Annotated in this window: 18 protein-coding genes, 1 tRNA gene and 2 pseudogenes; 12 read left to right on the forward strand and 9 right to left on the reverse strand. The window is 73.3% G+C overall.

Annotation, left to right across the window (positions count from 1 at the left end):
* The first annotated feature begins 163 nt into the window (after positions 1 to 163).
* The 4 genes from ACU6P3_RS11755 to ACU6P3_RS11770 all read left to right on the forward strand — a co-directional run bounded on the left by ACU6P3_RS11755 (position 164) and on the right by ACU6P3_RS11770 (position 5,643).
* Entirely contained in the window at positions 164 to 1,228 is a 1,065-nt protein-coding gene (locus ACU6P3_RS11755; protein ID WP_447197091.1) for a phosphatase PAP2 family protein, read from the forward strand.
* Positions 1,113 to 2,504, forward strand: coding sequence for a hypothetical protein (locus ACU6P3_RS11760; protein WP_447197851.1), 1,392 nt, complete (start codon positions 1,113 to 1,115; stop codon positions 2,502 to 2,504). The genes ACU6P3_RS11755 and ACU6P3_RS11760 overlap by 116 nt, the downstream gene beginning before the upstream one ends.
* The gene (locus ACU6P3_RS11765; RefSeq protein ID WP_447197092.1) at positions 2,504 to 4,165 is read left to right on the forward strand and encodes a hypothetical protein; all 1,662 of its coding nucleotides are present in this window, start codon (positions 2,504 to 2,506) and stop codon (positions 4,163 to 4,165) included. The genes ACU6P3_RS11760 and ACU6P3_RS11765 overlap by 1 nt, the downstream gene beginning before the upstream one ends.
* Before the next feature lie 122 nt (positions 4,166 to 4,287).
* Positions 4,288 to 5,643, forward strand: a complete 1,356-nt coding sequence (locus tag ACU6P3_RS11770) for an AAA family ATPase (protein ID WP_447197852.1) — start codon at positions 4,288 to 4,290, stop codon at positions 5,641 to 5,643.
* Between the two features lie 39 nt (positions 5,644 to 5,682).
* Here the strand turns inward: ACU6P3_RS11770 and ACU6P3_RS11775 are convergent, their stop codons facing one another.
* Positions 5,683 to 6,162 (reverse strand): VOC family protein, encoded by a 480-nt coding sequence (locus ACU6P3_RS11775; protein ID WP_447197093.1) that lies wholly within the window; start codon positions 6,160 to 6,162, stop codon positions 5,683 to 5,685.
* Between the two features lie 292 nt (positions 6,163 to 6,454).
* Here ACU6P3_RS11775 and ACU6P3_RS11780 point away from each other — a divergent pair, with 292 nt between their 5' ends.
* From ACU6P3_RS11780 to ACU6P3_RS11790, 3 genes and pseudogenes are all read left to right on the forward strand, one after another.
* Positions 6,455 to 6,802 (forward strand): DUF8844 domain-containing protein, encoded by a 348-nt coding sequence (locus tag ACU6P3_RS11780; protein WP_447197094.1) that lies wholly within the window; start codon positions 6,455 to 6,457, stop codon positions 6,800 to 6,802.
* Positions 6,803 to 7,018: 216 nt separating this feature from the next.
* Positions 7,019 to 7,663: pseudogene (locus ACU6P3_RS11785) on the forward strand (hypothetical protein); the annotation flags it as partial.
* A 286-nt stretch (positions 7,664 to 7,949) separates the two neighbouring features.
* Positions 7,950 to 8,023, forward strand: a tRNA-Lys gene (locus ACU6P3_RS11790).
* Positions 8,024 to 8,090: 67 nt separating this feature from the next.
* On the opposite strand, the gene ACU6P3_RS11795 is transcribed toward ACU6P3_RS11790, so the two are convergent.
* Positions 8,091 to 8,753: a class I SAM-dependent methyltransferase gene (locus ACU6P3_RS11795; protein ID WP_447197095.1), complete on the reverse strand. Its 663-nt coding sequence runs from the start codon at positions 8,751 to 8,753 to the stop codon at positions 8,091 to 8,093.
* Positions 8,754 to 8,943: 190 nt separating this feature from the next.
* Between ACU6P3_RS11795 and ACU6P3_RS11800 the strand changes: the two genes are divergently transcribed.
* Positions 8,944 to 9,543 carry a helix-turn-helix domain-containing protein gene (locus tag ACU6P3_RS11800; RefSeq protein ID WP_447197096.1) on the forward strand — a complete coding sequence of 200 codons (600 nt, stop codon included), beginning with the start codon at positions 8,944 to 8,946 and terminating at the stop codon, positions 9,541 to 9,543.
* Between the two features lie 27 nt (positions 9,544 to 9,570).
* Here the strand turns inward: ACU6P3_RS11800 and ACU6P3_RS11805 are convergent, their stop codons facing one another.
* A complete protein-coding gene (locus tag ACU6P3_RS11805; protein WP_447197853.1) occupies positions 9,571 to 10,863 on the reverse strand; it encodes a M6 family metalloprotease domain-containing protein in 1,293 nt (430 codons plus the stop codon).
* Between the two features lie 376 nt (positions 10,864 to 11,239).
* Between ACU6P3_RS11805 and ACU6P3_RS11810 the strand changes: the two genes are divergently transcribed.
* Positions 11,240 to 13,378: a putative bifunctional diguanylate cyclase/phosphodiesterase gene (locus ACU6P3_RS11810; protein ID WP_447197097.1), complete on the forward strand. Its 2,139-nt coding sequence runs from the start codon at positions 11,240 to 11,242 to the stop codon at positions 13,376 to 13,378.
* A gap of 70 nt (positions 13,379 to 13,448) precedes the next feature.
* On the opposite strand, the gene ACU6P3_RS11815 is transcribed toward ACU6P3_RS11810, so the two are convergent.
* The gene (locus ACU6P3_RS11815) at positions 13,449 to 14,336 is read right to left on the reverse strand and encodes a hypothetical protein (RefSeq protein WP_447197098.1); all 888 of its coding nucleotides are present in this window, start codon (positions 14,334 to 14,336) and stop codon (positions 13,449 to 13,451) included.
* Between the two features lie 207 nt (positions 14,337 to 14,543).
* Between ACU6P3_RS11815 and ACU6P3_RS11820 the strand changes: the two genes are divergently transcribed.
* On the forward strand, positions 14,544 to 15,224 hold the full coding sequence (locus ACU6P3_RS11820) for a class I SAM-dependent DNA methyltransferase (RefSeq protein ID WP_447197099.1): 681 nt from the start codon (positions 14,544 to 14,546) through the stop codon (positions 15,222 to 15,224).
* Positions 15,225 to 15,319: 95 nt separating this feature from the next.
* Here the strand turns inward: ACU6P3_RS11820 and ACU6P3_RS11825 are convergent, their stop codons facing one another.
* The 4 genes and pseudogenes from ACU6P3_RS11825 to ACU6P3_RS11840 all read right to left on the reverse strand — a co-directional run.
* On the reverse strand, positions 15,320 to 16,768 hold the full coding sequence (locus ACU6P3_RS11825) for a WGR domain-containing protein (RefSeq protein ID WP_447197100.1): 1,449 nt from the start codon (positions 16,766 to 16,768) through the stop codon (positions 15,320 to 15,322).
* A gap of 126 nt (positions 16,769 to 16,894) precedes the next feature.
* On the reverse strand, positions 16,895 to 17,950 hold the full coding sequence (locus ACU6P3_RS11830) for an LLM class flavin-dependent oxidoreductase (RefSeq protein WP_447197854.1): 1,056 nt from the start codon (positions 17,948 to 17,950) through the stop codon (positions 16,895 to 16,897).
* A gap of 333 nt (positions 17,951 to 18,283) precedes the next feature.
* A complete protein-coding gene (locus tag ACU6P3_RS11835) occupies positions 18,284 to 19,003 on the reverse strand; it encodes a maleate cis-trans isomerase family protein (RefSeq protein WP_447197101.1) in 720 nt (239 codons plus the stop codon).
* Positions 19,004 to 19,656: 653 nt separating this feature from the next.
* A pseudogene (locus tag ACU6P3_RS11840) lies at positions 19,657 to 20,439 on the reverse strand (maleate cis-trans isomerase family protein); the annotation flags it as partial.
* 255 nt (positions 20,440 to 20,694) lie between these two features.
* Here ACU6P3_RS11840 and ACU6P3_RS11845 point away from each other — a divergent pair.
* Both ACU6P3_RS11845 and ACU6P3_RS11850 read left to right on the forward strand, forming a co-directional pair.
* Positions 20,695 to 21,690, forward strand: coding sequence for a D-2-hydroxyacid dehydrogenase (locus ACU6P3_RS11845; RefSeq protein WP_447197102.1), 996 nt, complete (start codon positions 20,695 to 20,697; stop codon positions 21,688 to 21,690).
* Between the two features lie 16 nt (positions 21,691 to 21,706).
* Positions 21,707 to 23,197 (forward strand): amidase, encoded by a 1,491-nt coding sequence (locus ACU6P3_RS11850; protein WP_447197103.1) that lies wholly within the window; start codon positions 21,707 to 21,709, stop codon positions 23,195 to 23,197.
* A 283-nt stretch (positions 23,198 to 23,480) separates the two neighbouring features.
* On the opposite strand, the gene ACU6P3_RS11855 is transcribed toward ACU6P3_RS11850, so the two are convergent.
* The gene (locus tag ACU6P3_RS11855) at positions 23,481 to 23,978 is read right to left on the reverse strand and encodes a DUF3830 family protein (protein ID WP_447197104.1); all 498 of its coding nucleotides are present in this window, start codon (positions 23,976 to 23,978) and stop codon (positions 23,481 to 23,483) included.
* Positions 23,979 to 24,146: the final 168 nt, after the last annotated feature.

Consider the following 24,146-nt stretch of genomic DNA (forward strand, 5'->3'; position numbering starts at 1 on the left):
GAACGAAGGCCGGCCTTTCGGGGGCAACCGCGGGCGGAATCCCGGCGTCCCACTCTCCGTCCGGCCGATGCTGTCGAACGGGTGTCCCGGAGACACCCGGGCGAAGGCCCCGAGGACGTACGCCGTACGGTTGAACGTCGGCCCAAAGCTGTATGAACTCACGATGGAGACCGCCCGGATGCCGTTGCCGTACAGCGCCAGCGCCGCCGCCAGCCCCACGCCGACCGCGGGACACCGGCCGCGCTGGTGGGCGGAGCTGCCGCTGGTTCTCGTGATCTACGCCGCGTACTCGGCGGTCCGCCTGCTGGCCGGCGGGGACGTGTCGACGGCCGTCGAGCACGGTCTGGCGATCCTGCGCGTGGAGCAGGCGCTGTTCCTCAATCTGGAGCACCCGCTCAACCGGCTGTTCACGAGCACCCCGGCCATCGGAATACCCGCCGACTTCCTCTACGCGGCGCTCCACTACGTGGTCACCCCGGGCATCCTCGTCTGGCTGTTCCGCCGCCGGCCGGACGTCTACCGGAGCGCCCGCGTCTGGATCCTGTGCGCCACGGTCCTCGGCCTGGTCGGTTTCGTCCTCATGCCGACGTGCCCGCCCCGGCTGCTGGCCGCGGAGCACGGCTTCGTCGACACGATGGCGCAGTACAGCGCGTACGGGTGGTGGGGCAGCGAGGCGAGCGCCCCGCGCGGTCTCGGTGGGATGACCAACCAGTACGCGGCGATGCCGAGCCTGCACGTCGGCTGGGCGGTGTGGTGCGGCGTCATGATGTGGCGGTACGCCCGCACGCCGCCGGTGAAGTGGCTGGGGGTGGTCTATCCGCTGGTCATCACGGTGGTGGTGATGGGGACGGCGAACCACTACTTCCTGGACGCGGTGGGCGGTGCCGCGGTGGTGGTGCTCGGAGGGCTGCTGGTCAAGCCCGTGACGCGGGCCGCCGACCGCCTCCGGGGAGCACGCGTACGCGAGCGGCGCGCACGGTCCGAGGGGCGGCTCCCCGACGCGCTCGGCGCCGCTCCCGAACCCGGCGCGGCGCCGGTGACCGCGCCGTTCCCGACCCGTCCCGCCGCCATTGTCAGCGGCGGATGCGAGACTTCGGCGGGTGAGCGATTCCCTGGGCAGCGGACCCGCGCCGGCACCCCCACCGGCACCGGCGGCACGGCCGGTGCCGGAGCCGAGGACGCCGTCGGCGCCCCTTCCGCAGACGACACTCCGGCGACGGCTCGCTGAGCTGCGCGGACCGACCCTCGCGCCGCATCCCCTCGATGCCCGCGCGCTGGCGGCCCTCGCGGCCAACCCGGGCTGCCGACGACGGGCGCTGCTGGACAGCGCCGGGGTCGACAAGGGGGCGCTCGCGTCGGCGCTGGGCGCGCCGACGCCGTTCGGACAGTCCCAGTTCGCCTTCATGCGGGGGAACGCGTTCGAGGCCAGGGTGAAGGCCGACGGCGGTACGGAACTGCTGCGGCTGCTGGTGGAGCGGCTCGGCGGCACGGAGCCGCCGCCCGGGCCCGGCGCCGCCGCCACCCCCGATCTGTCGGCGTCCGGGCCGGAGGGGCGGGTGGCCCGTACGGCCCTGGCGTTGCGCGAGGCCACCGGGTCCGGGGGCTGGACGCTGCTGGACCATCCCCTGCTGGCGCTGGAGGTGGCGGGCTCGCCCGCGTATCTGGAGCCGGACGCGGTGGTGGTGCGCCCGGACGGGCGGTGGACGGTCGTGGAGATCAAGTCCTTCCCGATGATCGACGGCTCGGCCGACCCGTCGAAGGTGGGCGCGGCGGCGCGGCAGGCGGCGGTGTACGTGCTGGCCCTGGAGCGGGTCGCCGCGCGCACGGCGGGCGCGGAGGTGGCCGACCGGGTGCTGCTGGTCTGTCCGAAGGACTTCTCGAACCTGCCGACCGCGTCGCTCGTGGACGTGCGCAAACAGCTCTCCGTGACGCGTCGGCAGCTGGCGCGGCTGACCCGCATCGAGGACATCGCGGACACGGTCCCGGAGGGCACGACCTTCGACCTGGAGCGCTGCTCGGGCGACGAGCTGACGGCGGCGGTCGACTCCGTCTCCGCCTCCTACGCGCCGGAGTGCCTGGCGGCCTGCGAGCTGGCCTTCCACTGTCGCGCCCGGTCCCGGGAGGCGGACGCGGTGGAGGCGCTGGGCCGGGGCGTACGGGGCGAGCTGGGCGGCCTGACGACGGTCGCGTCGGTGCTGGCGGCGGCCCACGGGGAGTCGGGGGACCCCCGGGACCCGACGGTGGCGGCGCTGCGCAGGGCGGCGGAGCTGCGGGCGGAGGCACTGGCGAGCAGCGCGGCGGTGGCCCCCGGGCGCACCGGAGGAGGGGACGGCCGGGACGGTCCGGGGCCGGCCGGGAGCCTCTCCGCGTGCGGGGCCGCGTCGACGGACGGGACCATGCCGTCCGGCGCGACCACCAGCACTCGCTCTCGCGCCGGCACCGGTGAAGCGGCCGCGACCGGCCACGGCCACGGCCGGTCCGCCCCGGCCCGGACGGAGTCCTGATGTCGTTGATCAGCACGCTCGCCCGGATGGAGGCCGTCGCGGGCGGCAGCGCGCAGCCGCTGGCCACGGTCCGGCACCGGCGGATCTCCGACCGGCCCCTCGTGTTCGTACCGCTGACGACGGCCGGCGAGGCCGGGGCACCCCTCGGGGCGCTCGTCGGGACCGAGCGGGACGCCCCGCGGCTGCTGACGGTCGCCCAGCCCCGCGACCGGGATCTGCGGTTCGCGTTCCTCGGCGAGCTGGCCGAGGCCGTCCTGCCGTACCTCGACGAGTACGCCGACGCCGTGGAGCCGGCCGAGCGGTCCGAGGCGGACCCGGAGACCGGCAAGCGCGTCAAGGTCACGGTCGAGCTGTGCGCGGACGCGCCGCAGATCGTCGTGCCCAGCCGGCCGGGGGTCGACTTCGTCCGGCTGCTGGGGCGTTCGATGCGGTTCCGGCGCACGGCGGAGGAGGACCCCGACGCCGCGTACCCCGCCCCGCCCCGCGTCCCCCTGCTCGGCCGCTGGCTGACGCACTACGGCGAGCGCGCCCGGGTGCCCGGTTCCTCGCTGCTGGTCGCGGCGACCGACCTGCTGAACCGGCACTGGGCGACCGGCCAGTCGAGCCTGGAGGACCAGCACCTCGGCGCGCTGCTCGCCTGGATCGACCCGCCGGGGTCGCTCAGCGGCGCCGACGCGGCGCTCCACGCGGAGCTGGACCGGGACCCTGCCGGTCAGTTGGTGTGCCCGCCGGCCGGACCGGCGACGGACCCGGCGTTCGACAACAAGCTGCTCGCCCCGGCCGTCGAGGCGTACGACCGCGCCCGCCAGGCCCTCGCCGCGGCGGAGGACGGGCCCCGGGCGGAGGAGCGGCTCGCCCGGCTCACCGCCGCCGAGCGCGCGATCCGCGCCCTGCTCGCGGACGTCATGCGGCCCACCTGGGACTCGGTCTGGCACGCCCTCGACCTGCTGCGGGAGCTGCCGGAGGGCGGACGGGTCACCGACCGCTGGACCCGCGACCGCTGGTCGTTCACCGGGCACCGCGACCGGGTGCGGGCCGGGGAGCCACCGCAGCCCCGCCGCGACGACGCGGTGACCGCCGCGCAGAAGCTCGCCTCGCGGGAGAGCGCCCAGAGCCAGTTGGAGGCGCAGGAGGCACTGGACGATCCGCTGGTGCTCGCGGGCCGCAGGCTGTCCGGCGAGGCGTTCCTGAGCGAGGTGACGGAGGTGGTGATGGCGTACAGCGAGAGCAGGCGCCCGAGCCCCCGCCCCCTGGTCACCGTCCGCACCGACGACCGGCCGCAGCTGGGCGAGGGCGTGAAGGTGTACCGCTCGCTGGACGGCAAACCGCAGTCCGCCGAGTTCGTGCGGTACGAGGAGGACGGCTCGCCGGTGCTGCGGCTGACCGACCGCATGGGCCGGGCCAAGGATCCCGCGCCCGGCTCGGTGCCGGAGAAGGGCGACCGGATCGCCTGGACGCTGTTCGAGCACGACCAGCGCGGCGGGCCGAAGCTGCCGGACCCCGAGGACACGCCCTGGACCCATGGCGGCCCGCCGGGGGCGGACGGGTCGCCGGGCGTCGGCGCGCCGGACGACTCGGGGGCGGCGCCCGGTTCGTACGGCCGCACGGGGACCGACGCGGCCGTCGGCCCCGACCCCATGACCGAGGAGGACTTCCTTTGACCGCGCCCGCCACTCACGGCCCCGACCCCGCGGGCCGGCCGGCCGACGGTCCGAACGCCGGCGCCCCGTCGGCCGGCAGTCGGTCATCCGGCCGCCGGTCACCCGGCGACCTCGGGTTCGACATCGCCACCGGCCCCGCGGACGCGGCCGCCGGCTTCGACCCCGGGGCCGCCGCCGGCCGGGCCACCGACGCGATCCTGCGCGACACCCTCCACGGCCCGCACCGCGGCGTCGTCGTGGACTCCCCGCCCGGCGCGGGCAAGTCGACGCTCGTCGTGCGGGCGGCGCGCGAACTGGCCGCGGCCGGGCGGCCGCTCATGGTCGTCGCGCAGACCAACGCGCAGGTGGACGACCTCGTCGTGCGGCTCGCCGAGAAGGACCCGGAGCTGCCCGTCGGCCGACTGCACAGCAACGACCCCGATCCCTACGACAAAATGCTCGACGACCTGCCGAACGTCCGCAAGTCCGCGAAGGCCGCCGACCTGGCCGGGCTCGACATCGTCATCTCGACGGCCGCGAAGTGGGCGCACGTCCAGGGCGTCGAGCCGTGGAGCCACGCGATCGTGGACGAGGCGTACCAGATGCGCTCGGACGCGCTGCTCGCGGTCGCCGGGCTCTTCGAGCGCGCGCTGTTCGTCGGCGACCCCGGCCAGCTGGACCCGTTCAGCGTGGTCGGCGCGGACCAGTGGGCGGGGCTGTCGTACGACCCCTCGGCGAGCGCCGTGTCCACGCTCCTCGCGCACAACCCGGACCTCCCCCAGCACCGGCTGCCGGTCTCCTGGCGGCTGCCCGCGTCGGCGGCGCCGCTGGTGTCGGACGCGTTCTACCCCTACACGCCCTTCCGCAGCGGTACGGCGCACGGCGAGCGGACCCTCGCCTTCGGCGTGCCGTCCGACGGCTCGGGTCCCGACCGGGTGCTGGACGAGGCGGCGGAGTCGGGCTGGGGCCTGCTGGAGCTGCCCGCCCGCCGTACGCCCCGGACGGACCCCGAGGCGGTACGGGCCGTGGCCCTGGTCGTGCGGCGGCTGCTCGACCGGGGCGCGGCGGCGACCAGCGAGCGCTCCTCCGGCCCGCGGCCGGTGACGGCCGACCGGATCGCCGTCGGCACGGCCCACCGCGACCAGGCGGCGGCGGTCCGGGCGGCGCTCGCGGAACTGGGCGTGAGCGGGGTCGCCGTGGACACGGCGAACCGGCTCCAGGGCCGGGAGTTCGACGTCACCGTCGTGCTCCACCCGTTGTCCGGGCGGCCGGACGCGACGGCGTTCCACCTGGAGACGGGACGGCTGTGCGTCCTCGCCTCCCGGCACCGGCACGCCTGCGTCGTGGTGTGCCGGGCCGGCGTGTCGGACCTGCTGGACGAGCATCCCTCGACGGAGCCCGTCCAGCTCGGGGTCACGGTCAAATTCCCGGACGGCTGGGAGGCGAACCACGCGGTGCTGGCGAGGCTGTCGGAGCACCGGGTGAGCTGGCAGCCGTAGGCGGTACGAGCCGCCCCGGGCCCGGGGCGGCTCGTACCGCTACTCGCCTTCGTAGGCCGCGCGGAGGGCCGCGATGTCGAACTTGCCCATCGTCATCATCGTCTCCGTGGCCCGCCTCGCCTTCTCCGGGTCCGCGTCGGCGATCATGTCGATGAGCGCCTCCGGGACGACTTGCCAGGACACGCCGTACTTGTCCTTGAGCCAGCCGCACGGGCCCTCCTCGCCGTCCTCGCTGAGCGCGGACCAGTAGTGGTCCACCTCGTCCTGGTCGGCGCAGCGGATCTGGAACGAGACGGCCTCGTTGAACGTGAACTCCGGACCGCCGTTCAGCCCGACGAACTTCTGCCCGTTGATCTCGAACTCCACGACCATGACGGAGCCGACGGCCCCGGGCCCGGCCTCGTTGTAACGGGTGACGCGGCCGAGCCGGGAGTTCTTGAAGATCGAGATGTAGTGGTTCGCCGCTTCTTCCGCCTGTCCGTCGAACCAGAGACAGGTGGTGAATCCTTCGGTGACCATCGGTACCTCCGTCAGCCGTTGTCGTTGTCACGGGTGCAGCGGGGCGCGGGCGCGCTTCCTGCCACTGTCGACCGGTGCGGGCCCGGAAACTCATCGGTGGCCGCGGGCGTCCGCGGTGTCCACTTCCCGGGAACGCCCCGCCCCCGCACGCCCCGCGCCCCTCGCGCCCCGCGCGCACGCCGGGGACCGCACGCCCGAAGGCCCCCTTGCGGCGGGCGGGAGAATGGAAGGTGGCCCAAGTCGGCCGGTACGCGCACGAACAGCACGAGAGCACGAGCAGGAGGACACACACATGGCGGATCCCGAGCGGAGCGAGCGGCGGCTCAGGCCCGCGCCGCTGCTCTTCGAGCCCTCGGAGGCGGTCGCCGACCCCGAGCACTTCTTCGACCTCGAATCGATCGAGGAGCCCGCGGAGCTGCTGGCCAGGGCGACCGAGCTGACGCTCGCGTTCCGGGCGGCGACCGACCGGGCCGTCGAGTTCCAGGCCGTCGCCGCCGCCCAGCTCGCCGATCCGCGCCGCTTCGACCGGCTCACGACCGCGGACATCGCGCGACGCGCGGAATGGACCGAGGACTATGCCAAGAAGATGGTCGAGTTCGGCCGGGACCTGCTGCGGGGCAACGGCTTGGCCGACGTCTAGGGCGTGTTGCGAAAGCAGCGCCCCTCCCGGCAACACGACCGGTGAGGTCCGCCCGTCGAGGAGCGGCGCCGGTTACCCGGTCGGCGGCCTGGGCCGGACACCGTACCCGGATGGCATATGCCGAGGGCGGGGCAGGTTACTCCCTCTCGCCCCGGTCTGCCGTGCTTTCCCCGAAGCACCGGGAGAGGAACCCTCCCTCCCGGTACACCTGACGTCATGAGCGCATGGCCACGAGATGAAGACCCGTTGAGCCCAGGAGCCGGCGACGACGCGTGCCGCGCCGGTCTCCTCGGCGCCCCGTGGGAGGCGGCCCGGCACCTGACCGCGCGTGTCACCCCGGCGGGCGCGGACTGGCTCGCGTCCGCCGGTCCGGCTCCCGGCGCCACGCTCTCCGGCTGGGCCGCCCGTCCCCGCACGCCCGGCGTCCTGCCCTGCGGTACGGCCTTCGACGTGGTGAGCGCGCCCGCGGTCTTCGGCCGGCGCATGCTGGACCACCTGTGGTTCGACGGTCCGGGCTCCGGCCCGGTCGCCACGCACCGCGGCCGCACGCTGCTCTTCGCCACGCCCGGCACCGCCCAGCGACTGCCGTCCCTGCTCTCCTGGGAGGAGTGGGGCGGCTCGGGTCACGGGGGACGCGACAACGCCCTGCCGGCGCTGCTGTGCCATGGCACGGGCGACGCCGTGACCGTACCGCCGCTCGCGCCCGGCGCCCCGTCGGGGCCGTGCTGGGTGGTGGCACCCGACGTCCGCCACCCCTGGCTGCCCGGACCGGACGTGCTGCTCTGGGCCTGTGTACGGGCGGCCCGCGCCCGGAGCGGAGCACATGGAGAGCGCGAAGAACGGGGCCCGCGCGGCGACCGGAGCCCGGGCCGCGGTACGAGCCCGGCCGGACCGACGGCCTCCACCGGCCCCGTACCGCGCCCGGCCACGCCTCCCGCGCACTCACCCGTGCCCCCGTCCGCGGGGCCGGGCCGGACCGCGTACCCCTCCCCCACGTGGCGGACGACACAGCTCCGGGCCCGGTGACCACCCCTCCGCCCGCTGCCACGGTCACCGCTCCGACCAGCGGGAACGCCCCCGGTTCCGGCCTGCGGACAGCGATTTTCCTCCATGCCGATCCGGGTGCTAATGTCTACGACGTCAGCAGGCGCCGCTAGCTCAGTTGGTTAGAGCAGCTGACTCTTAATCAGCGGGTCCGGGGTTCGAGTCCCTGGCGGCGCACAGACGAAGGGGAACCCCCTCGCACACGCGAGGGGGTTCCCCTTTTTCGGTCACCCTCGCTTTCCGGTCACCCTCGCCGTTTGGTGGCGCGCACGACCACGTCGTGGAGGGGGACCGCCCGGCCCCCGCCGCCGGTGAGCGTGCGGCGGTGCTCTTCGGCGGTGACGACCTCCCACTCCGTGCCGTCCACGCGCGCGGTGATGGCCGCGGACGTGACCGACGCTTCGGCAGGAGGGTGGTGCCCGTGCTCGGCGGCGGAATCCGGGGCGTGCGGGGTGGACTCCGGGGTGTGCAGGTGCCCCACGATGAGCAGCGTGCCGCCGGGAGCCACCCAGCCGGCGATGCGGTCGTAGAAGTCCAGCTGGGGCATCGCCGGGTGGGCGTAGTGGGTCATGACCAGGTCGAACCGCGTGTCCGGGTGCCAGACGCCCAGGTCCGCCGCCACCCACCGCACACGCTCGGAGGCCCCGCTCACCGCCGCCCGCCGGGCAGCGTGCGCGAGGGCCTCGGACGAGATGTCGGCCGCGGTGACGTCCCAGCCGTGGGAGGCGAGCCAGATCGCCTCGGCACCGGCACCGCACCCCGCGTCCAGCGCCGTGCCCGGTGTCAGGCCGCTGACCTCACGGGCGAGGTACGGGTTCGGCGGGTTGCCGCCCGTCGATCCCGGGCCCTCGGCTCGCCTCTCCTGCCAGTGCCGCTCCCAGAAGTCCTTGTCGAAGCCGTGCGCCACAGGTCGTCCTCCGTCGTCCGTCGTCCATGTGTGTCCGCGTGTCCGCGTGTCCGCGTGTCCGTGCGTCCGCGTGTCCGTGCGTCCGTGCGTCCGCGTGTCCCTGCGTCCGTGCGTTCCCCGGTGCGTTCTCGATGGTGCTGACGGGGAAGGCGGATACGCAAACGTCGTTGCCGAATGGCAAAATGGCCGGATGGACGAAGCCATCGACCGCACTCTTGACGCTGTCGGAGCGAGGCTGAAACGTCTTCGGACGCGTCGGAACGTCACGCTGGCCGACCTCGCGGCGGCGACCGGCATCTCCATCAGCACCTTGTCCCGGCTCGAGGCGGGGCTGCGTCGTCCCACGCTGGAGCAGCTGCTCCCGCTCGCCCGCGCCCACGGGGTCACACTCGACGAGCTCGTCGACGCGCCGCGCACCGGCGACCCCCGCGTCAACCTGCGTCCCATCCCCTGCGGCGACGGCTCGGTCGTCCTGCCGCTGACCCGCAGACCCGGCGGGATCCAGGCCTACAAGTTCGTCCTCCCGGCCGGAAGCGACGGCGCCGAACCCGACCCGCGCACCCACGAGGGCTACGACTGGGTCTATGTCCTCAACGGAACGCTCCGCCTCGTACTCGGGGAACACGACCTGGTGCTCGAACCCGGGGAGGCCGCGGAGTTCGACACGCGCACCCCCCACTGGTTCGGGGCCGCCGGCGCCGGTCCCGTCGAGTTCCTGAGCCTCATCGGCAAACAGGGCGAACGCGCGCACGTCCGCGTGGCACCGAGGCGGGGCCGGGCCGAGCGGTGAAGCCCGGGGGCGCCGCCGGCCCGCCCCTCACACGCCCGGCGTGATCTTGACCGTCCAGGCGCCCGCCGGCGTACGGTCCGAGACCTCCACCCGCGTCCCTTCTCCCGGCCGCTCCCCCGGCACCGTGAACGTCTCGCCCACCCCCAGCGGCGCGTCCGCCAGCGGCGGGTACACCGACCGGTCCCAGCAGGCCCGGCTGCCCGGGTGGGTGTCCACCACCTCGACCGGACCGCCGCCCGACGGCACCCGGCCCCGCACCCGGTAGATCAGGACACCCTCCTTGCAGGTGTGGAGATCGTTGCCGGTCGCGGCGCGCGCCTCGACGGCGAGGGCCGTGTCCTCGCCGGTCCTGACGACCGCCAGCCTCGTGCCCGTACGCCGGCCGGCGACGGGCGGCGCGGCCACCGGCTCCAGGGTGAGCAGGCTCGTGCCGGACGCCGCCACGCACCGCACCTGTCGCCGGTCCAGCCAGCCCAGCTTCCACTTGTGCCAGGCGAGGAGATCGGGCGCCATCCCGAACTGGCTGCCCATCACGTCCCAGTCCCCGACGTAGGTGTCCCAGTCCCCCTTGCCGTCGGTCGGCCGGTGGTAGAGGTCGGGCAGGTCGAAGATGTGCCCCGTCTCGTGGGCCAGCACGTTGCGGTCCGGCGGATGGCGCTCGAAGACGGTGACGACGCGCCGGATGTCCGTCCCGTCCGCCCGCATCGGCCGGTCGAAGTTGACGACCTTGGTGGCGTCGGAGTCGACACCCGGCGCGTCCGGGTCGGCCACCAGGTACACGAGGTCGTAGCGGGAGAAGTCGACCGAGGGGTCGGCGGCGGCCAGCGCGTCGCGCAGATAGGCCGTGCGCCGGGCCGGCTCCCAGTCGCGGCGCATCCCGTAGGCGGTGGACGCGCGCGGCATCGGCAGCCATCGGAGCTGTGGGTGGGGGTGAAGGGTGAAGGCCCCGTACGACGCCCGCTCGTAGAACCGGCTGGTGGCCGGGAAGTGGTCGGCCACCAGCTCGGCCGGGTCGGACCGGGGCGTCGAGTCGGGGAAGGAGAGGAAGATCATGACGGCGTCGAGGGAACGGACCGGGCGCGGATAGGCCCTGTTCCAGGTGGTGAGGCCGAGGGAGTGGTGGGCGGCGGTACGGGGCAGGGCGCACGGCCCCTCGGAGGTCGCCTCCGCGGCGGGCCCCGCCACCAGGGAGGTGGCGGCGAACGCCAGGAGGGAGGTGACGGCGGCGGCGAACCGGCGTGGACGCGGGCGTTCCGCCCCGCCGCCCGGTGGCGTACGGCCGGGCGGCAGCACGCCGCCGGGCGGCCGGGCGGTCGGCACCACGCCCCCGAACGGCTGCGGACGCTCCACATCGACCTCCGGCCAGGGAATGGGGGGACACCTTCCCCACCCTGTGCACCGGGGCTGTGAACCGTCCTGTTTTGGCGCCCCATCCAGGTGAGACTCCCGCCTCACACCCGTGCCCGCGCCCGCGCCCGCGCTCCACACATACAGGACATGTCACAACCGGTCTAAAGCGAATAATCTCAGGCCACGGTCGCGCAGAAACGTTCGCGCGGTGACCGCCGCCACCGGCTACGGGCCTGTTCCGGGGGCGGAGCTGGAACGGCCGCCCGGCCTCCCTCTATGATCGGCACACTTTCTCCAGCCGACCGACACCCCCATGTACGACACGACTGCACCGCGGGAGCGATCCGTGAGCGGAACCTCCGAAGGACCGCATCCTGCGACGGTCGCCACGTCCGGCACCGTGGAACCGCCGGCCGTCCCGTCCCCACCCCCGACCGCGCCGGACGCCGGCTCGTTCCCGGAACGTCATGTCACCGGCACGACCGCCGCCGAGTCGCACGACTACCGCGCCGCCTTCCGGACCGCCCAGCTCGCCATGGCCGTACTCGACCGCGAGGGCACGGTCCTGGGCGCCAACGAGGCGTTCGGCGCGCTCCTCGGCGCCGAACCCGGCACACTGATCGAACAGGACGCGGCCGACCTCGTCGACCTCGCCTCCGACCGCCGCACCTGGCACGCCTACCGCGCGGTCCTCGACAGCCGCCGCGCGCGCTTCCGCTGCACGCGCCGCCTCAAGCACACCGACGGGCGCACGCTCTGGGCCGAGGTCACCGTCTCACCGCTGCCGGAGAGCGGCACGGTGCTGCTGTCCATCGCGGACATCAGCGACCGGCGCGACCTCCAGGCGCGGCTGCGCCACCTCCAGATGCACGACCCGGTGACGCGGCTGCCCAACCGCACGCTGTTCTTCGAACGGCTCACGGCGGCACTGGAGGGCACGTCGTACGAGCGTGGCCGGACCTACGACCGCGGCCTGGCCTACGAGCGCGGCCGGGCCTACGAGCGCGGCCTGCCGTACGGTGAGCAGCACCACGGCGAGGGGCCCTACGGCCATGGCGCGTACGGCGACAGCAGACCGTACGAGGCCGACAGACCGCACGAGGCGGACAGGTCCCACGCCGACAGCGGACCGTACGGGGGCGGCACACCCCGCGGCACGAGACCGTACGACCCCGCCCACGCGCACGCCGATACCGACGCCGAGGCCGACGTGTACGGTCCCGGCCACGGCGGAACGGGGCGGATCGGCCTCTGCTACCTCGACCTCGACGGCTTCAAGGCCATCAACGACACCCTTGGCCATCGCACCGGGGACCAGCTCCTGGCCGCCGTCGCCACCCGGCTCACCGAGTGCGCCGACCACGACGGATACACCCGCAGCGGCGGCCATCTGGTCGCCCGGCTCGGCGGCGACGAATTCGCGATCCTCGTCGAGGACTCCACCGGCACGGAACAGCTCGCGGGGCTGGCCCGTTCCGTCCTGGCCGCGCTCCAGCGGCCGTTCGACCTGGGCGGGCAGCGGCTCGCCGTCTCCGCCTCCATCGGTGTCGTGGAGCGGGCCGTGGCCGGCACCACCCCGACGGGTCTGATGCAGGCCGCCGACACCACGCTGTACTGGGCGAAGGCGGACGGCAAGGCCCGCTGGACCCTGTTCGACCCGGAGCGCAACGCCCACCGGATGACCCGTCAGGCGCTCACCTCGACGCTGCGGCCGGCGGTGGAGCGCGAGGAGTTCACGCTCCAGTACCAGCCGCTGGTGGGGATGGCCGACGGGGTCGTACGAGGGGTGGAGGCGCTGGTGCGCTGGAACCACCCGCAGTTCGGCACGCTGTCGCCGAATCGGTTCATCGGCATCGCGGAGGAGGACGGTTCGATCGTCCCGCTCGGGCGGTGGGTGCTCCGGACGGCATGCCGTCAGGCGCGGCAGTGGCAGCGCGACCACCCGGACACCAAACCGCTGTTCGTGAGCGTCAATGTGGCCGTGCGGCAGGTCTGGGACTCCGACCTGGTCGCGGACGTCGCCGAGATCCTGGCGGAGACCGGGCTCGCGCCGTACCTGCTGCAACTGGAGCTGACGGAGTCGGCCGTGATGGGCTCGGCGGGCCGTCCGCTCCAGGCGCTCCAGGCCCTGAGCGACATGGGCGTACGGATCGCGATCGACGACTTCGGCACCGGCTACTCGAACCTCGCCTACCTCAGCAGGCTGCCGGTCTCGGTCCTCAAGCTGGACGGTTCGTTCGTGCGGGGCTTCCGTTACGACGAGGGGGTCCACCCGAGCCCGGCCGACGAGACGATCGTGGAGGCGATGGTCCAGCTGGCGCACCGGCTGGGGCTGACGGTCACGGCGGAGGGCGTGGAGACCTCCGGGCAGGCGTCGCGACTCCAGCGGATCGGCTGCGACACCGGGCAGGGGTGGCTGTTCTCGCGCCCCGTGGCGCCGGAGCGGATCGCCGAGATGATCGCGGCGCGCCGGCCGAACGTCTGAGCGCCCGTGAGCGCCCGCTCAGACGCCCGGCCGGGCGTGTGCGGTTCGGCGTGGGTTGCCCCGGCGTGCGTCAGAGGCCGTAACGGCTCTTCAGGTGGCGCCAGAAGTCGCGGTACATCCACTGGTCGAACTCGGTGATGCGGTCGGCGGTCCCGGCCTGCATGAGGAAGCCGCCGACACCGGTCGGCGTCCAGTCGTAGAAGTCGTCCAGCCCGTAGGTGTGCCCTATCTCGTGCAGGAGGATGTGGATGTTGTCCTGGTTGCGCGCGCCGAGCATGTACTCACTGCCGACCCGCTGTCCCCAGTCTCCGCCCGCCCCGCCGCCGAAGCCCTTGGTCAGCCACAGCGACTGGTCGTAGTGGCGGGCCGCGCCGCCGGGGCACTTGGAGTAGTTGCCGTCCTGGTGGAAGAACCGCCCGCAGTCGGGCGCGCACTGCGGTGCGCCCTCGCCGATGATGTTCGTGTAGATGTCGACCGAGTTGTCGGTCCACTGGAGCGTGGAGCGGTCCCTGACCGCCCAGCCGACGATCTTGACCGGGACCGTGGCGTACGGGAAGCCCTCGAAGCCGGCGACCGAGTCGATCCACTTCTTGGACTGCCGCTGGAGGGCGGTGTGGATCTCGTCCCGCATCTGGGCGGTGACCGGCTGGTCGCTGTCCCAGCGGACGCAGTAGTTGAGGGTGCCCCTGTTGGCCATCACCTGGTCCCAGCCGTAGTTCTTGAAGCCGTACAGGTTGGGGTACGTCGACTCGACGTGCCGCCAGACCTGGTCCAGCGGCTGGACCAGATTGCTCGGCGGGTTCCAGGCGGCGGCCACGGCCGGGGCGCCGGAGGCGGCGGTGCCCGTAGTGGTGGCGGTGGCGGCCGGCACGGCGAGGGCGGGCCCGCTGAACCCGATCAGGGAGAGGGCCCCGGCCGCGACGGCGATCACCGCGGAGCGGAGTGGGGTTGAGAACATGGCGGCTCTTCCTCCTGTGAGTGGGGGGGTACGGAGCCGACGTCGGCCCGTGGAGCAGTCCTCGGTCCGCCGCGCTGTCACGCTGTCACGCCGTCACGCCGTCACGCCGGCTCACATCCCCTTGTCTCCGCCGCGCTCCCAAAGGTTGCCCCGCGCCCGCGAAATCTCCCGGCGGCGAAGCCGGGCGGGGGGCTACTGTGCTCGGTCATGACCGATCCTTCCTACCTCCGCACCACCAGGGCGGGCTACGACGCCATCGCCGTCGAGTACGCCGAGACCTTCGGCCGGGCGCTGGAGGCCGACACCTGGGGGCGGGCGATGCTCGGTGCCTTCGCCGAACTCGTGATCGCCGACGGCTCCGGCCCGGTCGCCGACCTCGGCTGCGGCCCCGGCCGGCTGACGCCGAACCTGAACGAGCTCGGCCTGGACGTCTTCGGCGTCGACCTGTCACCCGCCATGATCGAGGTGGCCCGGAGCGCCCACCCGCACCTGCGGTTCGAGGTGGGGTCGATGGCCGCCCTGGACATCGCGGACGGAGCGCTCGGCGGCATCGTCGCCTGGTACTCGATCATCCACACCCCACCGGAGGACGTCCACGAGCTGTTCGACGAGTTCCACCGGGTACTGGCCCCGGGCGGCCGCCTGCTGCTCGCCTTCCAGGTGGGCGACGGGATCTTCCACCTGCCCACGGCCTTCGACAAGCGGACAGACCTCGACTACCACCGCTGGATGCCCGACCGGCTCGCGGAGCCGCTGGAGAAGGCCGGGTTCGAGATCGGCGCCCGGCTGGAGCGCGCCCGCGAGAGCGGAGAGCGGACCCCCCAGGCATACCTCTTGGCCCGCAGGCCGGCCACGCGTCCGGACGATGCCGAAGGCGCCTCCTCCTGATCCTCACGCCTCACGCCTCACGCCTCGCCTCTCGCGTCGCGTCGTACGGGTACGGGCGCCCCGCCCGTACCCGCCGGGCCCGACCGGCCCGGCCCTCAGACCAGGCGCCTGATCTCGCCCCGTACCCGGTAGAAGCCGGCCTGGGCCGGGTGCAGGGCGTCCACGACATAGCGGGTGCCCGCCTCGCGTATCGCCCGCGGGAACTGGACGTTCCACGTCGGCTCGTAGCCCTCCGAGACCACGTGCACGCGCAGTCGCCCGCCGTCCTGGATACATTCCACGACCACCCCGCCGGCCGCGTCGGAAGAGACCGACGACACCGACGAGACCGCTTGCACGGTCGTGGCCGGGGTGTATGTGGGCAGCGCCGCCGTCGACTTGATGTCCATGGGCACCGGGACCGAGCCCTGCTCCGCCGCCCGGATCGCGGCGTCGCTCGCGTCCACGCACAGCAGCGCGCCGGACGTGGTGACCATGTACAGCTTCTCGTCCAGGTACTGCATGGACAGCGCCGAGCCGTCGCCCGTGCCCAGCTTCCACAGCCGGGTCCCGTCCGCCGCGAAGCAGTAGACCGAGGAGGAGCTGTCCCCGGCGAAGACGAAACGGCCGTCCGGCGCCGTCGCGCAGGAGTACACGGGGGCGTCGCAGCCGTACGTCGCCTCGATGGTGCCCCTCGTCTTCGACAGCCGCTGGACGACGTGGTTGGACGTGCCCGCGTACACCGAGTCGTCCTCCTGCCAGCCGAACAGCACCGCGCCCTTGGTCCGGGTGTGCCACAACTCCGCCGAGCCGCCCGCCTCGTAGGCCGTCACGCCCTGGTGGTGCCCGTGGTAGACCGCCCTGCCGTCCGCCCGCACCATCCAGGCGTACTGTCCCGTCGACTTGCGCGCCCACTGGTGCTCGTCCTCGTGGTCGATGACCGTGAGACCGCCGCCGTGGTCGGACACGTTCAGCACGCCCTCGTGGATGTCCAGCCAGAAGATGTCGACATCCGCCGCGATGTCGTAGGCGGCGTGCGGCAGTTTGGACGACAGGTCGTACACCTTGCCGTCGTCACACCCCGCGTAGATCCAGAAGTCGTCCGCCACCAGGCACTTGACGCCGTCCGGGAGCTGGTAGCGGGCCAGGACCTCGCCGCCGTGGCTCAGCGTGTAGACGTCCCCGTCCTGGTTGCCCACCCAGCAGCGGTCCTCGTCGATGTGGATGCCGAACGCCGCGGATCCCGTCCGGAACCGCCAGAGCACGGGCGCGGCACGGCGGGCCGTGGACGGCGCCGAGGTGACCTGGCGGCGGGTCACCGGACGGGCCGCCCGCTGCCCCTGGACCGCCGGGGCGTAACCCTTGCGGACCTTCTCGCCGATCTTCTTCCGCGCCGCCGCCTGCGCCTTGGCGACGGTAGGGAAGGACGAGACCTGGGTCTGACCGCCCGCGCCGATCCGCCCGTAGCGCACCGAGACGACCGTCCCCTCCACGGTCACCTCGTAGAACTTGTGCGCCCCGCCGCCCTCCTGGGACAGCTCCAGGTACGTCGTCGCACGCGTCATGACAGACCTCTCCCTGTTCCGGGAGCGGCTTTCCGTCCGCGCCGCCTCCCACTACGAACACGCTAGGAGACGGCACTGACAATCGGCCTCGGACGGGCGCGGAAGTGGAGCCCCTGGCCCCGGGGCTCAGCCCTCCGTCGGCAGGCCGTACGCGTCGGCGATCAGGTCGTAGCTGCGTACGCGCAGGTCACCGCTGTGCGCGTTGGCCGTGATCATCAACTCGTCGGCTCCGGTGCGCTTCTGAAGGTCGTTCAGGCCGTCCCGTACCGCGTCCGGTGTGCCGTGGACGATGTTGCCGAGCCACGAGTCCACGAACTCCCGCTCCATCGGGCTGAACCGGTACGCCTCGGTCTCCTCCGGCGTGGGGACCAGCCCCGGGCGGCCCGTGCGCAGCCGCACCATCGACAGCGCCCCGGTCATCACCTGCCTCCGGGCCTCGTTCTCGTCCTCGCAGGCCAGCGCCGCGACACCGATCAGGGCGTAGGGGGCGTCGAGCACCGAGGAGGGCCGGAAGGAATCGCGGTAGAGATCCAGCGCCGGGATGGTGTTCTGCGCGGAGAAGTGGTGGGCGAACGCGAACGGCAGCCCCAGCATGCCGGCCAGCCGCGCGCTGAAACCGGACGAGCCGAGCAGCCACACCGGCGGCCGGCCGGTGGGCCCCTGGACCGGTCCGGGCACCGCGTGGATACGGGAGTACGGGTGCGCGTCGGGGAAGTCGTCGTCCAGGAAGCGGATCAGCTCGGCGAGTTGCTCGGGGAAGTCGTCGGCGCCCTCGTTCAGCCGGTCCGTACGCCGCAGGGCGGCGGCCGTCGCGCCGTCGGTGCCGGGCGCGCGGCCCAGTCCGAGGTCGATCCGGCCCGGCGCCAGCGCCTCCAGCGTGCCGAACTGCTCGGCGATCACCAACGGCGCGTGGTTGGGCAGCATCACGCCGCCCGAACCGAGCCGGATGCGGTCGGTGTGGGCGGCGAGGTGGGAGAGGATCACGGCCGGGGAGGACGAGCCGACCCCGGGCATGGAGTGGTGCTCGGCGATCCAGTGCCGCTGGTAGCCGCGGCGTTCCGCGAGCCGCGCGAGGGCGACGCTGGTGCGCAGGGCGTGGCCGGCGGTGGAGCCGCTGCCCACCGTGACCAGGTCCAGTACGGACAGGGGAACGGGAGCGGAGCCGTACGCGGTGCCCCGGATCCCGTCCGTCGCCTCGGTCGTCGCGTCGGTCGCCCGGCCGGTCGCCGGGTCGGCGGTGGTTCGGCCCGCCCCGTCCGGAGCGGCCCGCCCGGTCCGCCCGGCCGGATCCGCCGCCGTGTCCGTGTCCGGATGCGCGCCCGTCGCTCCTCGGCTCTCGTCGTCCACCGGTCAAACCCTCCCGCGTATGGCGTCACGTGTCGCCACGGCCAACAGGAGGGCATCTCCGGTTATTCCCCGCCGCCACTCACCAACGGCACTCGGCCACGGGGCCCCGTCCACCGCGCATCACGGACGGCGGGTGTCACGGACGGCGGGTGTCACGGACGGCGGGTGTCACGGACGGCGCGCGAACAGCGTGCCCAGCTTCGGCGTCCACGCGCGCCGCTCCGCCAGCCTCAGCCCTTCCCAGACCGTCACCTGGTTCGCCGTGAGGACCGGCTTGCCCAGCTCCTCCTCCAGCGCCGGCAGGTACGCCGCCGTGTGCAGGGCCGTGTCCGGCATCAGCACGGCCTCCGCGTCCGGATGGTCTCCCGCTCGGGCCAGCGCGCGCACCTGGTCCCACTCCCAGGTGCCCACCTCGGCGGCGGTGATGATCCCGCTCGCCCGGTCCGCGACGACCTCGATGCCCGCCTCCTTGAGGAAGGCGACGAAGTGGGCCGTGACATCCTCCGGATAGGTCGCGGCGACGGCCACCCGCCGGGCGCCCAGCGCCTGCGCGGCGTGGGCGAAGGCGAACGACGTGCTCGACGCCGGCAGTCCCGCCGCCAGGGCCAGGGCACGCGTCTGCGCGTGCGCGCCCTCCCATCCGTAGACGAAGCTGCCGCTGGTGCAGGCCCAGACGACGGACTCGGCACCGGCCAGCCGGAGCTCCTCCACCCCCGCCGCGAGCCGTGCGTCCGCGCCCATCTCGAGGAGCGCGTCGACGCGGTGGGCGTCCTCCCCGATGTCCGTGTGGACCACCTGCAGCCTGATGTCGCTGCCGAAGAGCATTTCCATGCGCGGGTAGTCGTCCTCGGCGGAGTGTCCGGGGTAGAGGAAGCCGACGGTGGTCATGTCCATCCTTCCGTGTCGTCCGGCAACGGTGGCGGCTCTTCCGCCGAAGACTCCGACGTCGCCCGGTCCTGCCGTCCCGGTCCCTGTCCCGGGCCGTGCCCCGCGCCCTGCCCCGGAGGGAGCGGGCCGAGGGGGACCACGGGCGTGACCGGCCCGCCGGGGAGCACCGGCGGGAGGGCCCGCACCCACGGCAGCGGTTCGAACGGCGGGCGGGCGTCATCCGACGGAGGGGGACCGACCGGCGGCACCGGTCCGGCCGGCGGATTCAGTCCGGCCGCCGACGGGGCGGCCGGCCCGACCGCGCCCATCGGATCGACCGTACCGGCCGGATCGACCGTGCCGACCGCTCCGGCCGGCGGATCGGCGGCTCCGTACGGTTCCGCCGGGCCGAACGGCTCGCCCGCTCCCAGCGCCTCCCCGGTCCCGAAGGTGTCTCCGGTCCCGAACGTGTCCCCGGACCCGAACACCTCGACCGCCGCCAGGGGCTCGAACGACTCCACGGGCCCCAGGGACTCCACCGGGACGACCGCGTCGATCGTCTCCATGGCGTCGAGGGCGTCGAGCCGGCCGTCCGCCATGATCCGGTCGTCGGCCATGATCCGCTCGTCCACGACCCGGTCGTCGTCCGCCAGCAGCGGCTCCACCGAAGGTCCGGGCAGCACGGGCAGCACCGGCGGCACCGGCAGCACCTCGCTCGCGAGCGGCCGGTCGAGCAGCAGTCCCTGGTAGGGACCGACCGCGTGAGCCCCGAGCCTGCGCAGCGCCGCCCACATCGTCACCTGATTGGCGGACAGCACCGGCATCCTCAGCTCGGCCTCCAATTGCGGGATCGCGTCGTACGTCGGCAGGTTCGTACAGCTGATGAAGAGCGCGTCGGCCGCCCCGACGACGGCCTGCCGCGCCATGTCCACGACCGAGCGGTACGGCACCTTCCAGATGTGCCGGGTCAGCCCCAGAAAAGCGCGACCCGTGACCGTTACCCCCACTTCCGCCAGGTACTCCTCCAGTGACTGGGTGACCGACTCCGTATAGGGCGTCACCAGCGCGATCCGGCTCGCGCCCAGCTCCTCCAGGGCCTCGACCAGCGCCCCCGACGTGGTCACCGACGGGACCTCGCCGGCCCGGGTCATGGCCTCGCACATGGCCCGCTCACCGGCCGCTCCGCCGACGAAACTCCCCGATGTGCAGGCGTACGCGATGACCTCCGGCTCGGACGCCCCCAGTGCCCGCACGGCCTCGCCCAGGGTTTCGTGCTCGCTGACCAGCCGCGCCAGGTCGAGGGAGACCTCGACCGGCACAAAAGGGGTCCGCGTCACGCGCAGCGAGATTTCGTCGGGCACCCACCGCCACAATTCGCGGTCGAGTGCGAAATCGAACGGAGCGACCACGCCGACACCACGCTGCGGCTGCGGCCCGCCCAGAAAGGAGACTTCCATGTCTTGCCCCCTAATCAAGCCCTTGTTGACGACGGTAGGAGCCAGGTGCGAGCGTGGTCAATCGGCCCATCTCATGTTGCACGGAATTTGCCTCCGGGAAATGCCGGGGCATCGTCGTACCAAGGGATTCGCCCCGGGCCCGATCGGATACCGGCCCCGGGAGTGGCCTGATCGAACCGGCGGACCCACCCGGCCCGGCCCGGTCCCCGCGGCCCGGCCTCCGGCGGGCTCAGCCCCGGCAGAAGGGTGTCCCCCATGCCTGAACCGTCCTCATCATCCGTGTCGTCCGCGTCATCCGTGCCGCCCGTGCCCACGCTCCTCGTCCTGAACGCGGATCCGCCGCCCCGGCTCGGCCGGCTCACCGGCCGCGCCCATGTCCGGTACGCCGACGAGAGCACCCTCGCCGCGCAACTCCCCTCCGCCGACGCCCTGCTGGTCTGGGACTTCACCTCCGACGCGGTACGCGACGCCTGGCCGGGGCCCGGCCCCCGGCCCCGCTGGGTGCACACGGCGAGCGCGGGGGTGGACCGGCTGCTCTGTCCCGAACTGATCCGCTCCGACACCGTCGTGACCAATGCCCGGGGCGTTTTCGAGGAGCCCATCGCCGAATACGTGGCGGGTCTGGTCCTCGCCATGGCGAAGGACCTTCCCGGCACCCTGGAGCTGCAGCGCCAGCGCCGGTGGCGGCACCGCGAAGGGCTGCGGGTCGCGGGCAGCCGGGCGGTCGTCGTCGGCGCGGGACCCATCGGCCGGGCCATCGCCGCCACGCTGCGCGCGCTGGACGTGACGGTCGCCGTCACGGGCCGTACCGCCCGCCCGGGGGTGCACGCGGCCGATCAGCTGGACCAGTTGCTGACCCGCGCCGACTGGGTGATCTGCGCGGCTCCGCTCACCGGCGCGACGCGCGGGATGTTCGACGCGCGGCTCTTCGGACTGATGCAGCCGTCCGCGCGTTTCGTCAATGTGGGCCGCGGCCAGCTCGTCGTCGAGCCGGATCTGATCGAGGCGCTCACCAAGAGGTGGATCGCGGGAGCGGCCCTCGACGTCTTTGAATCGGAACCTCTGGATCCGGAAAGCCGCCTGTGGGACGTGCCGAGTTTGATCATTTCTCCGCACATGAGTGGCGACACGATCGGCTGGCGTGACCGGCTGGGCGAACAATTCGTCGACCTGTATGAACTTTGGGCAGCTGGAAAGCCCCTTCCGAACGTGGTCGACAAGAAACGTGGGTACGTGCCCATGCATGACTGATCACATGCGGCGCCCCATGACTGATCAACCCATGAGTGATCACACGTCCCCCGCCGGACCGGCCGACCCGGCAGGCCCGGCCGGCCTGGCCGGCCTGGCCGGCCTCACCGCGCGGCAGCTCCTGGCCGGCTACAAGAGAGGGGATTTCTCCCCCGTCGACGCGGCCCGCGCCGTTCTGGAGCGGATCGAGGCGGTGCAGCCACTGGTCAACGCCTTCGTACGTGTCGACTCCGAGGCTGCGCTGGCGCAGGCCGAGGCGTCGGCGCGGCGGTGGCGCGCGAACGAGCCACGGGGACTGCTGGACGGGGTGCCGGTGTCGGTGAAGGACCTCTTCCTCCAGCGCGGCGGCCCCACGCTGCGGGGCTCCAGGACCATCTCGCCCGAAGGTGCCTGGGACGAGGACGCGCCGGCCGTGGCGCGGCTGCGCGAGCACGGCGCCGTGCTCGTGGGCAAGACGACCACCCCGGAGTTCGGCTGGAAGGGGGTCACGGACTCACCGCTGGACGGGGTGACGCGCAATCCGTACGACCTGTCCCGGACCTCGGGCGGGTCCAGCGGCGGCAGCGCGGCGGCGGTGGCGCTCGGCGCGGCGCCGCTGTCGATCGGGACGGACGGCGGGGGCTCGGTCCGTATCCCGGCCTCCTTCTGCGGCATCTTCGGTCTCAAACCCACGTACGGGCGCGTACCGCTGTATCCGTCCAGCCCGTTCGGCACGCTGGCGCACGCCGGTCCCATGACGCGGGACGCGGCGGACGCCGCCCTGTTGCTGGACGTGATCAGCGGCGCGGACCGGCGCGACTGGTCCCAGCTGGCCCCCGCGCCGGCGGTCACGGCAGCGCTCACCGCGGCCCCGGGGGACGCCGGCGCGCTGGTCAAGGGGGTGCGGGTGGCGTACTCCCCCTCCTTCGGCGGCCAGGTGGCGGTCCGCCCCGCGGTGGCCGCGGCGGTGCGGCGCACGGCGGAGCGGCTGGCGGAGCTCGGCGCGTACGTCGAGGAGGCCGACCCGGACATCACGGACCGGGTGGAGGCCTTCCACACCCTGTGGTTCAGCGGCGCGGCCCGGGTGGTGCAGCCGCTCGGGGCGCGGGCGCGGAAGCTGCTCGACCCGGGGCTGCGGGAGATCGTGGCGGCGGGCGAGCGCTACAGCGCGCTGGACTACCTGGCGGCCGTGGACGCGCGGATGGAGCTGGGCCGGCGCCTCGGCCGCTTCCACGAGTCCTACGACCTGCTGGTCACGCCGACGCTGCCGATCACGGCGTTCGAGGCGGGCGCGGAGGTCCCGCGGGGGTCGGGGTACCGGCGCTGGACGGGCTGGACGCCGTTCACGTACCCCTTCAACCTGACGCAGCAGCCCGCGGCGACCGTGCCGTGCGGGGTGGACGAGGCAGGGCTGCCGATCGGGGCGCAACTGATCGCGGCGCGCCATGCCGATGTCCTGGTGATGCGGGCGGCCCACGCGCTCTACGAGTCGGGGGCGGCCCAGGTCCCGCCCCCGACGGGAGGCTGACGTAACACCCAGGAGGGCACCGCGCCGGGGCCCGCTCGACGGGCAGCCCCATGACGGCGGCCCCGGCTCCCACTCGTCCACGCCTACGGCTACAGCTACGGCTAGTGCCCCTCCCGGCACTAGTGCCGCGACCGGCAAGGTTTGCCCGTCAAGGAGCGGCGTCCGGTGCGTGTGATCGCAAGGCGGGCAGAAGTCCATGTAGCGGAGCTACCTGGGCTTGTGGCCAACGCGGCGAGCGCGCGTGCCGGGCGTCGCGACGGGGCAAACGTTGCCGGGAGGGGCACTAGGCCCGACGGAAGCTGAGCGTCTCCCCCACCGCGCCCGCGCGCCAGAGGTCCTGGCACGCGTCGGCCATCTCCTGCAGCCCCTCGACCACCGAGCCCCAGACGATGCCGGGGATCCACCCCATGTCGCCGTTGATCAGCAGGTTGTTCCGCTCGTAGAAGAGGGCGAGGTCCACGACCGTGCGCCGGCCGCGCACGGCCTTCTCCTCGTAGCCGTACGACGCCGTGCCCAGCTCTGTCTCGGAGAAGGTGAAGTAGCACAGGTCCCCCGGGATGGGGGTCACGGTCGGGTTCTCCAGCGGAGGCTCCTCGGCCGCGAAGGCCGGGAACAGCGCGTAGATCTCGTTGCGGGCGTATTTGGCGTGGTAGACGTCCGAACCCAGTGGCAGCGCCTCCCACACCGCCGAGCAGGTGACCGGAGCCCGGTCCTCGAGGAGTTTCGCGGTACAGCTCACGCCGCGCTTGTCCAGTGACACAGTCACGAATCGGTCGGTCATCTCCTCATGGTCCTCGTCTGGCGCGATGCGTCAAGGGAGCGCAGGATCAGGAATGTGCCGGGCCGCACCCACGTCAAGGCCCACGCGGAAGATCGGCTCGAAATGATGGGCATAAGACGCGTGGAGTCGGGTAGCCGCGCGCCCATGGCTCCACCACCAGGGCACTAC

The sequence above is a fragment of the Streptomyces hebeiensis genome, assembly GCF_052983195.1.

What these genes read in the sequence shown, in the direction of transcription:
- ACU6P3_RS11755 (WP_447197091.1), top strand. Translation starts at nt 164, where the DNA reads ATGGAGACCGCCCGGATGCCGTTGCCGTACAGCGCCAGCGCCGCCGCC.
- ACU6P3_RS11765 (WP_447197092.1), top strand. Translation starts at nt 2,504, where the DNA reads ATGTCGTTGATCAGCACGCTCGCCCGGATGGAGGCCGTCGCGGGCGGC.
- ACU6P3_RS11775 (WP_447197093.1), bottom strand. Translation starts at nt 6,162, where the DNA reads ATGGTCACCGAAGGATTCACCACCTGTCTCTGGTTCGACGGACAGGCG.
- ACU6P3_RS11780 (WP_447197094.1), top strand. Translation starts at nt 6,455, where the DNA reads ATGGCGGATCCCGAGCGGAGCGAGCGGCGGCTCAGGCCCGCGCCGCTG.
- ACU6P3_RS11800 (WP_447197096.1), top strand. Translation starts at nt 8,944, where the DNA reads ATGGACGAAGCCATCGACCGCACTCTTGACGCTGTCGGAGCGAGGCTG.
- ACU6P3_RS11815 (WP_447197098.1), bottom strand. Translation starts at nt 14,336, where the DNA reads ATGTTCTCAACCCCACTCCGCTCCGCGGTGATCGCCGTCGCGGCCGGG.
- ACU6P3_RS11820 (WP_447197099.1), top strand. Translation starts at nt 14,544, where the DNA reads ATGACCGATCCTTCCTACCTCCGCACCACCAGGGCGGGCTACGACGCC.
- ACU6P3_RS11825 (WP_447197100.1), bottom strand. Translation starts at nt 16,768, where the DNA reads ATGACGCGTGCGACGACGTACCTGGAGCTGTCCCAGGAGGGCGGCGGG.
- ACU6P3_RS11835 (WP_447197101.1), bottom strand. Translation starts at nt 19,003, where the DNA reads ATGACCACCGTCGGCTTCCTCTACCCCGGACACTCCGCCGAGGACGAC.
- ACU6P3_RS11845 (WP_447197102.1), top strand. Translation starts at nt 20,695, where the DNA reads ATGCCTGAACCGTCCTCATCATCCGTGTCGTCCGCGTCATCCGTGCCG.
- ACU6P3_RS11850 (WP_447197103.1), top strand. Translation starts at nt 21,707, where the DNA reads ATGACTGATCAACCCATGAGTGATCACACGTCCCCCGCCGGACCGGCC.
- ACU6P3_RS11855 (WP_447197104.1), bottom strand. Translation starts at nt 23,978, where the DNA reads ATGACCGACCGATTCGTGACTGTGTCACTGGACAAGCGCGGCGTGAGC.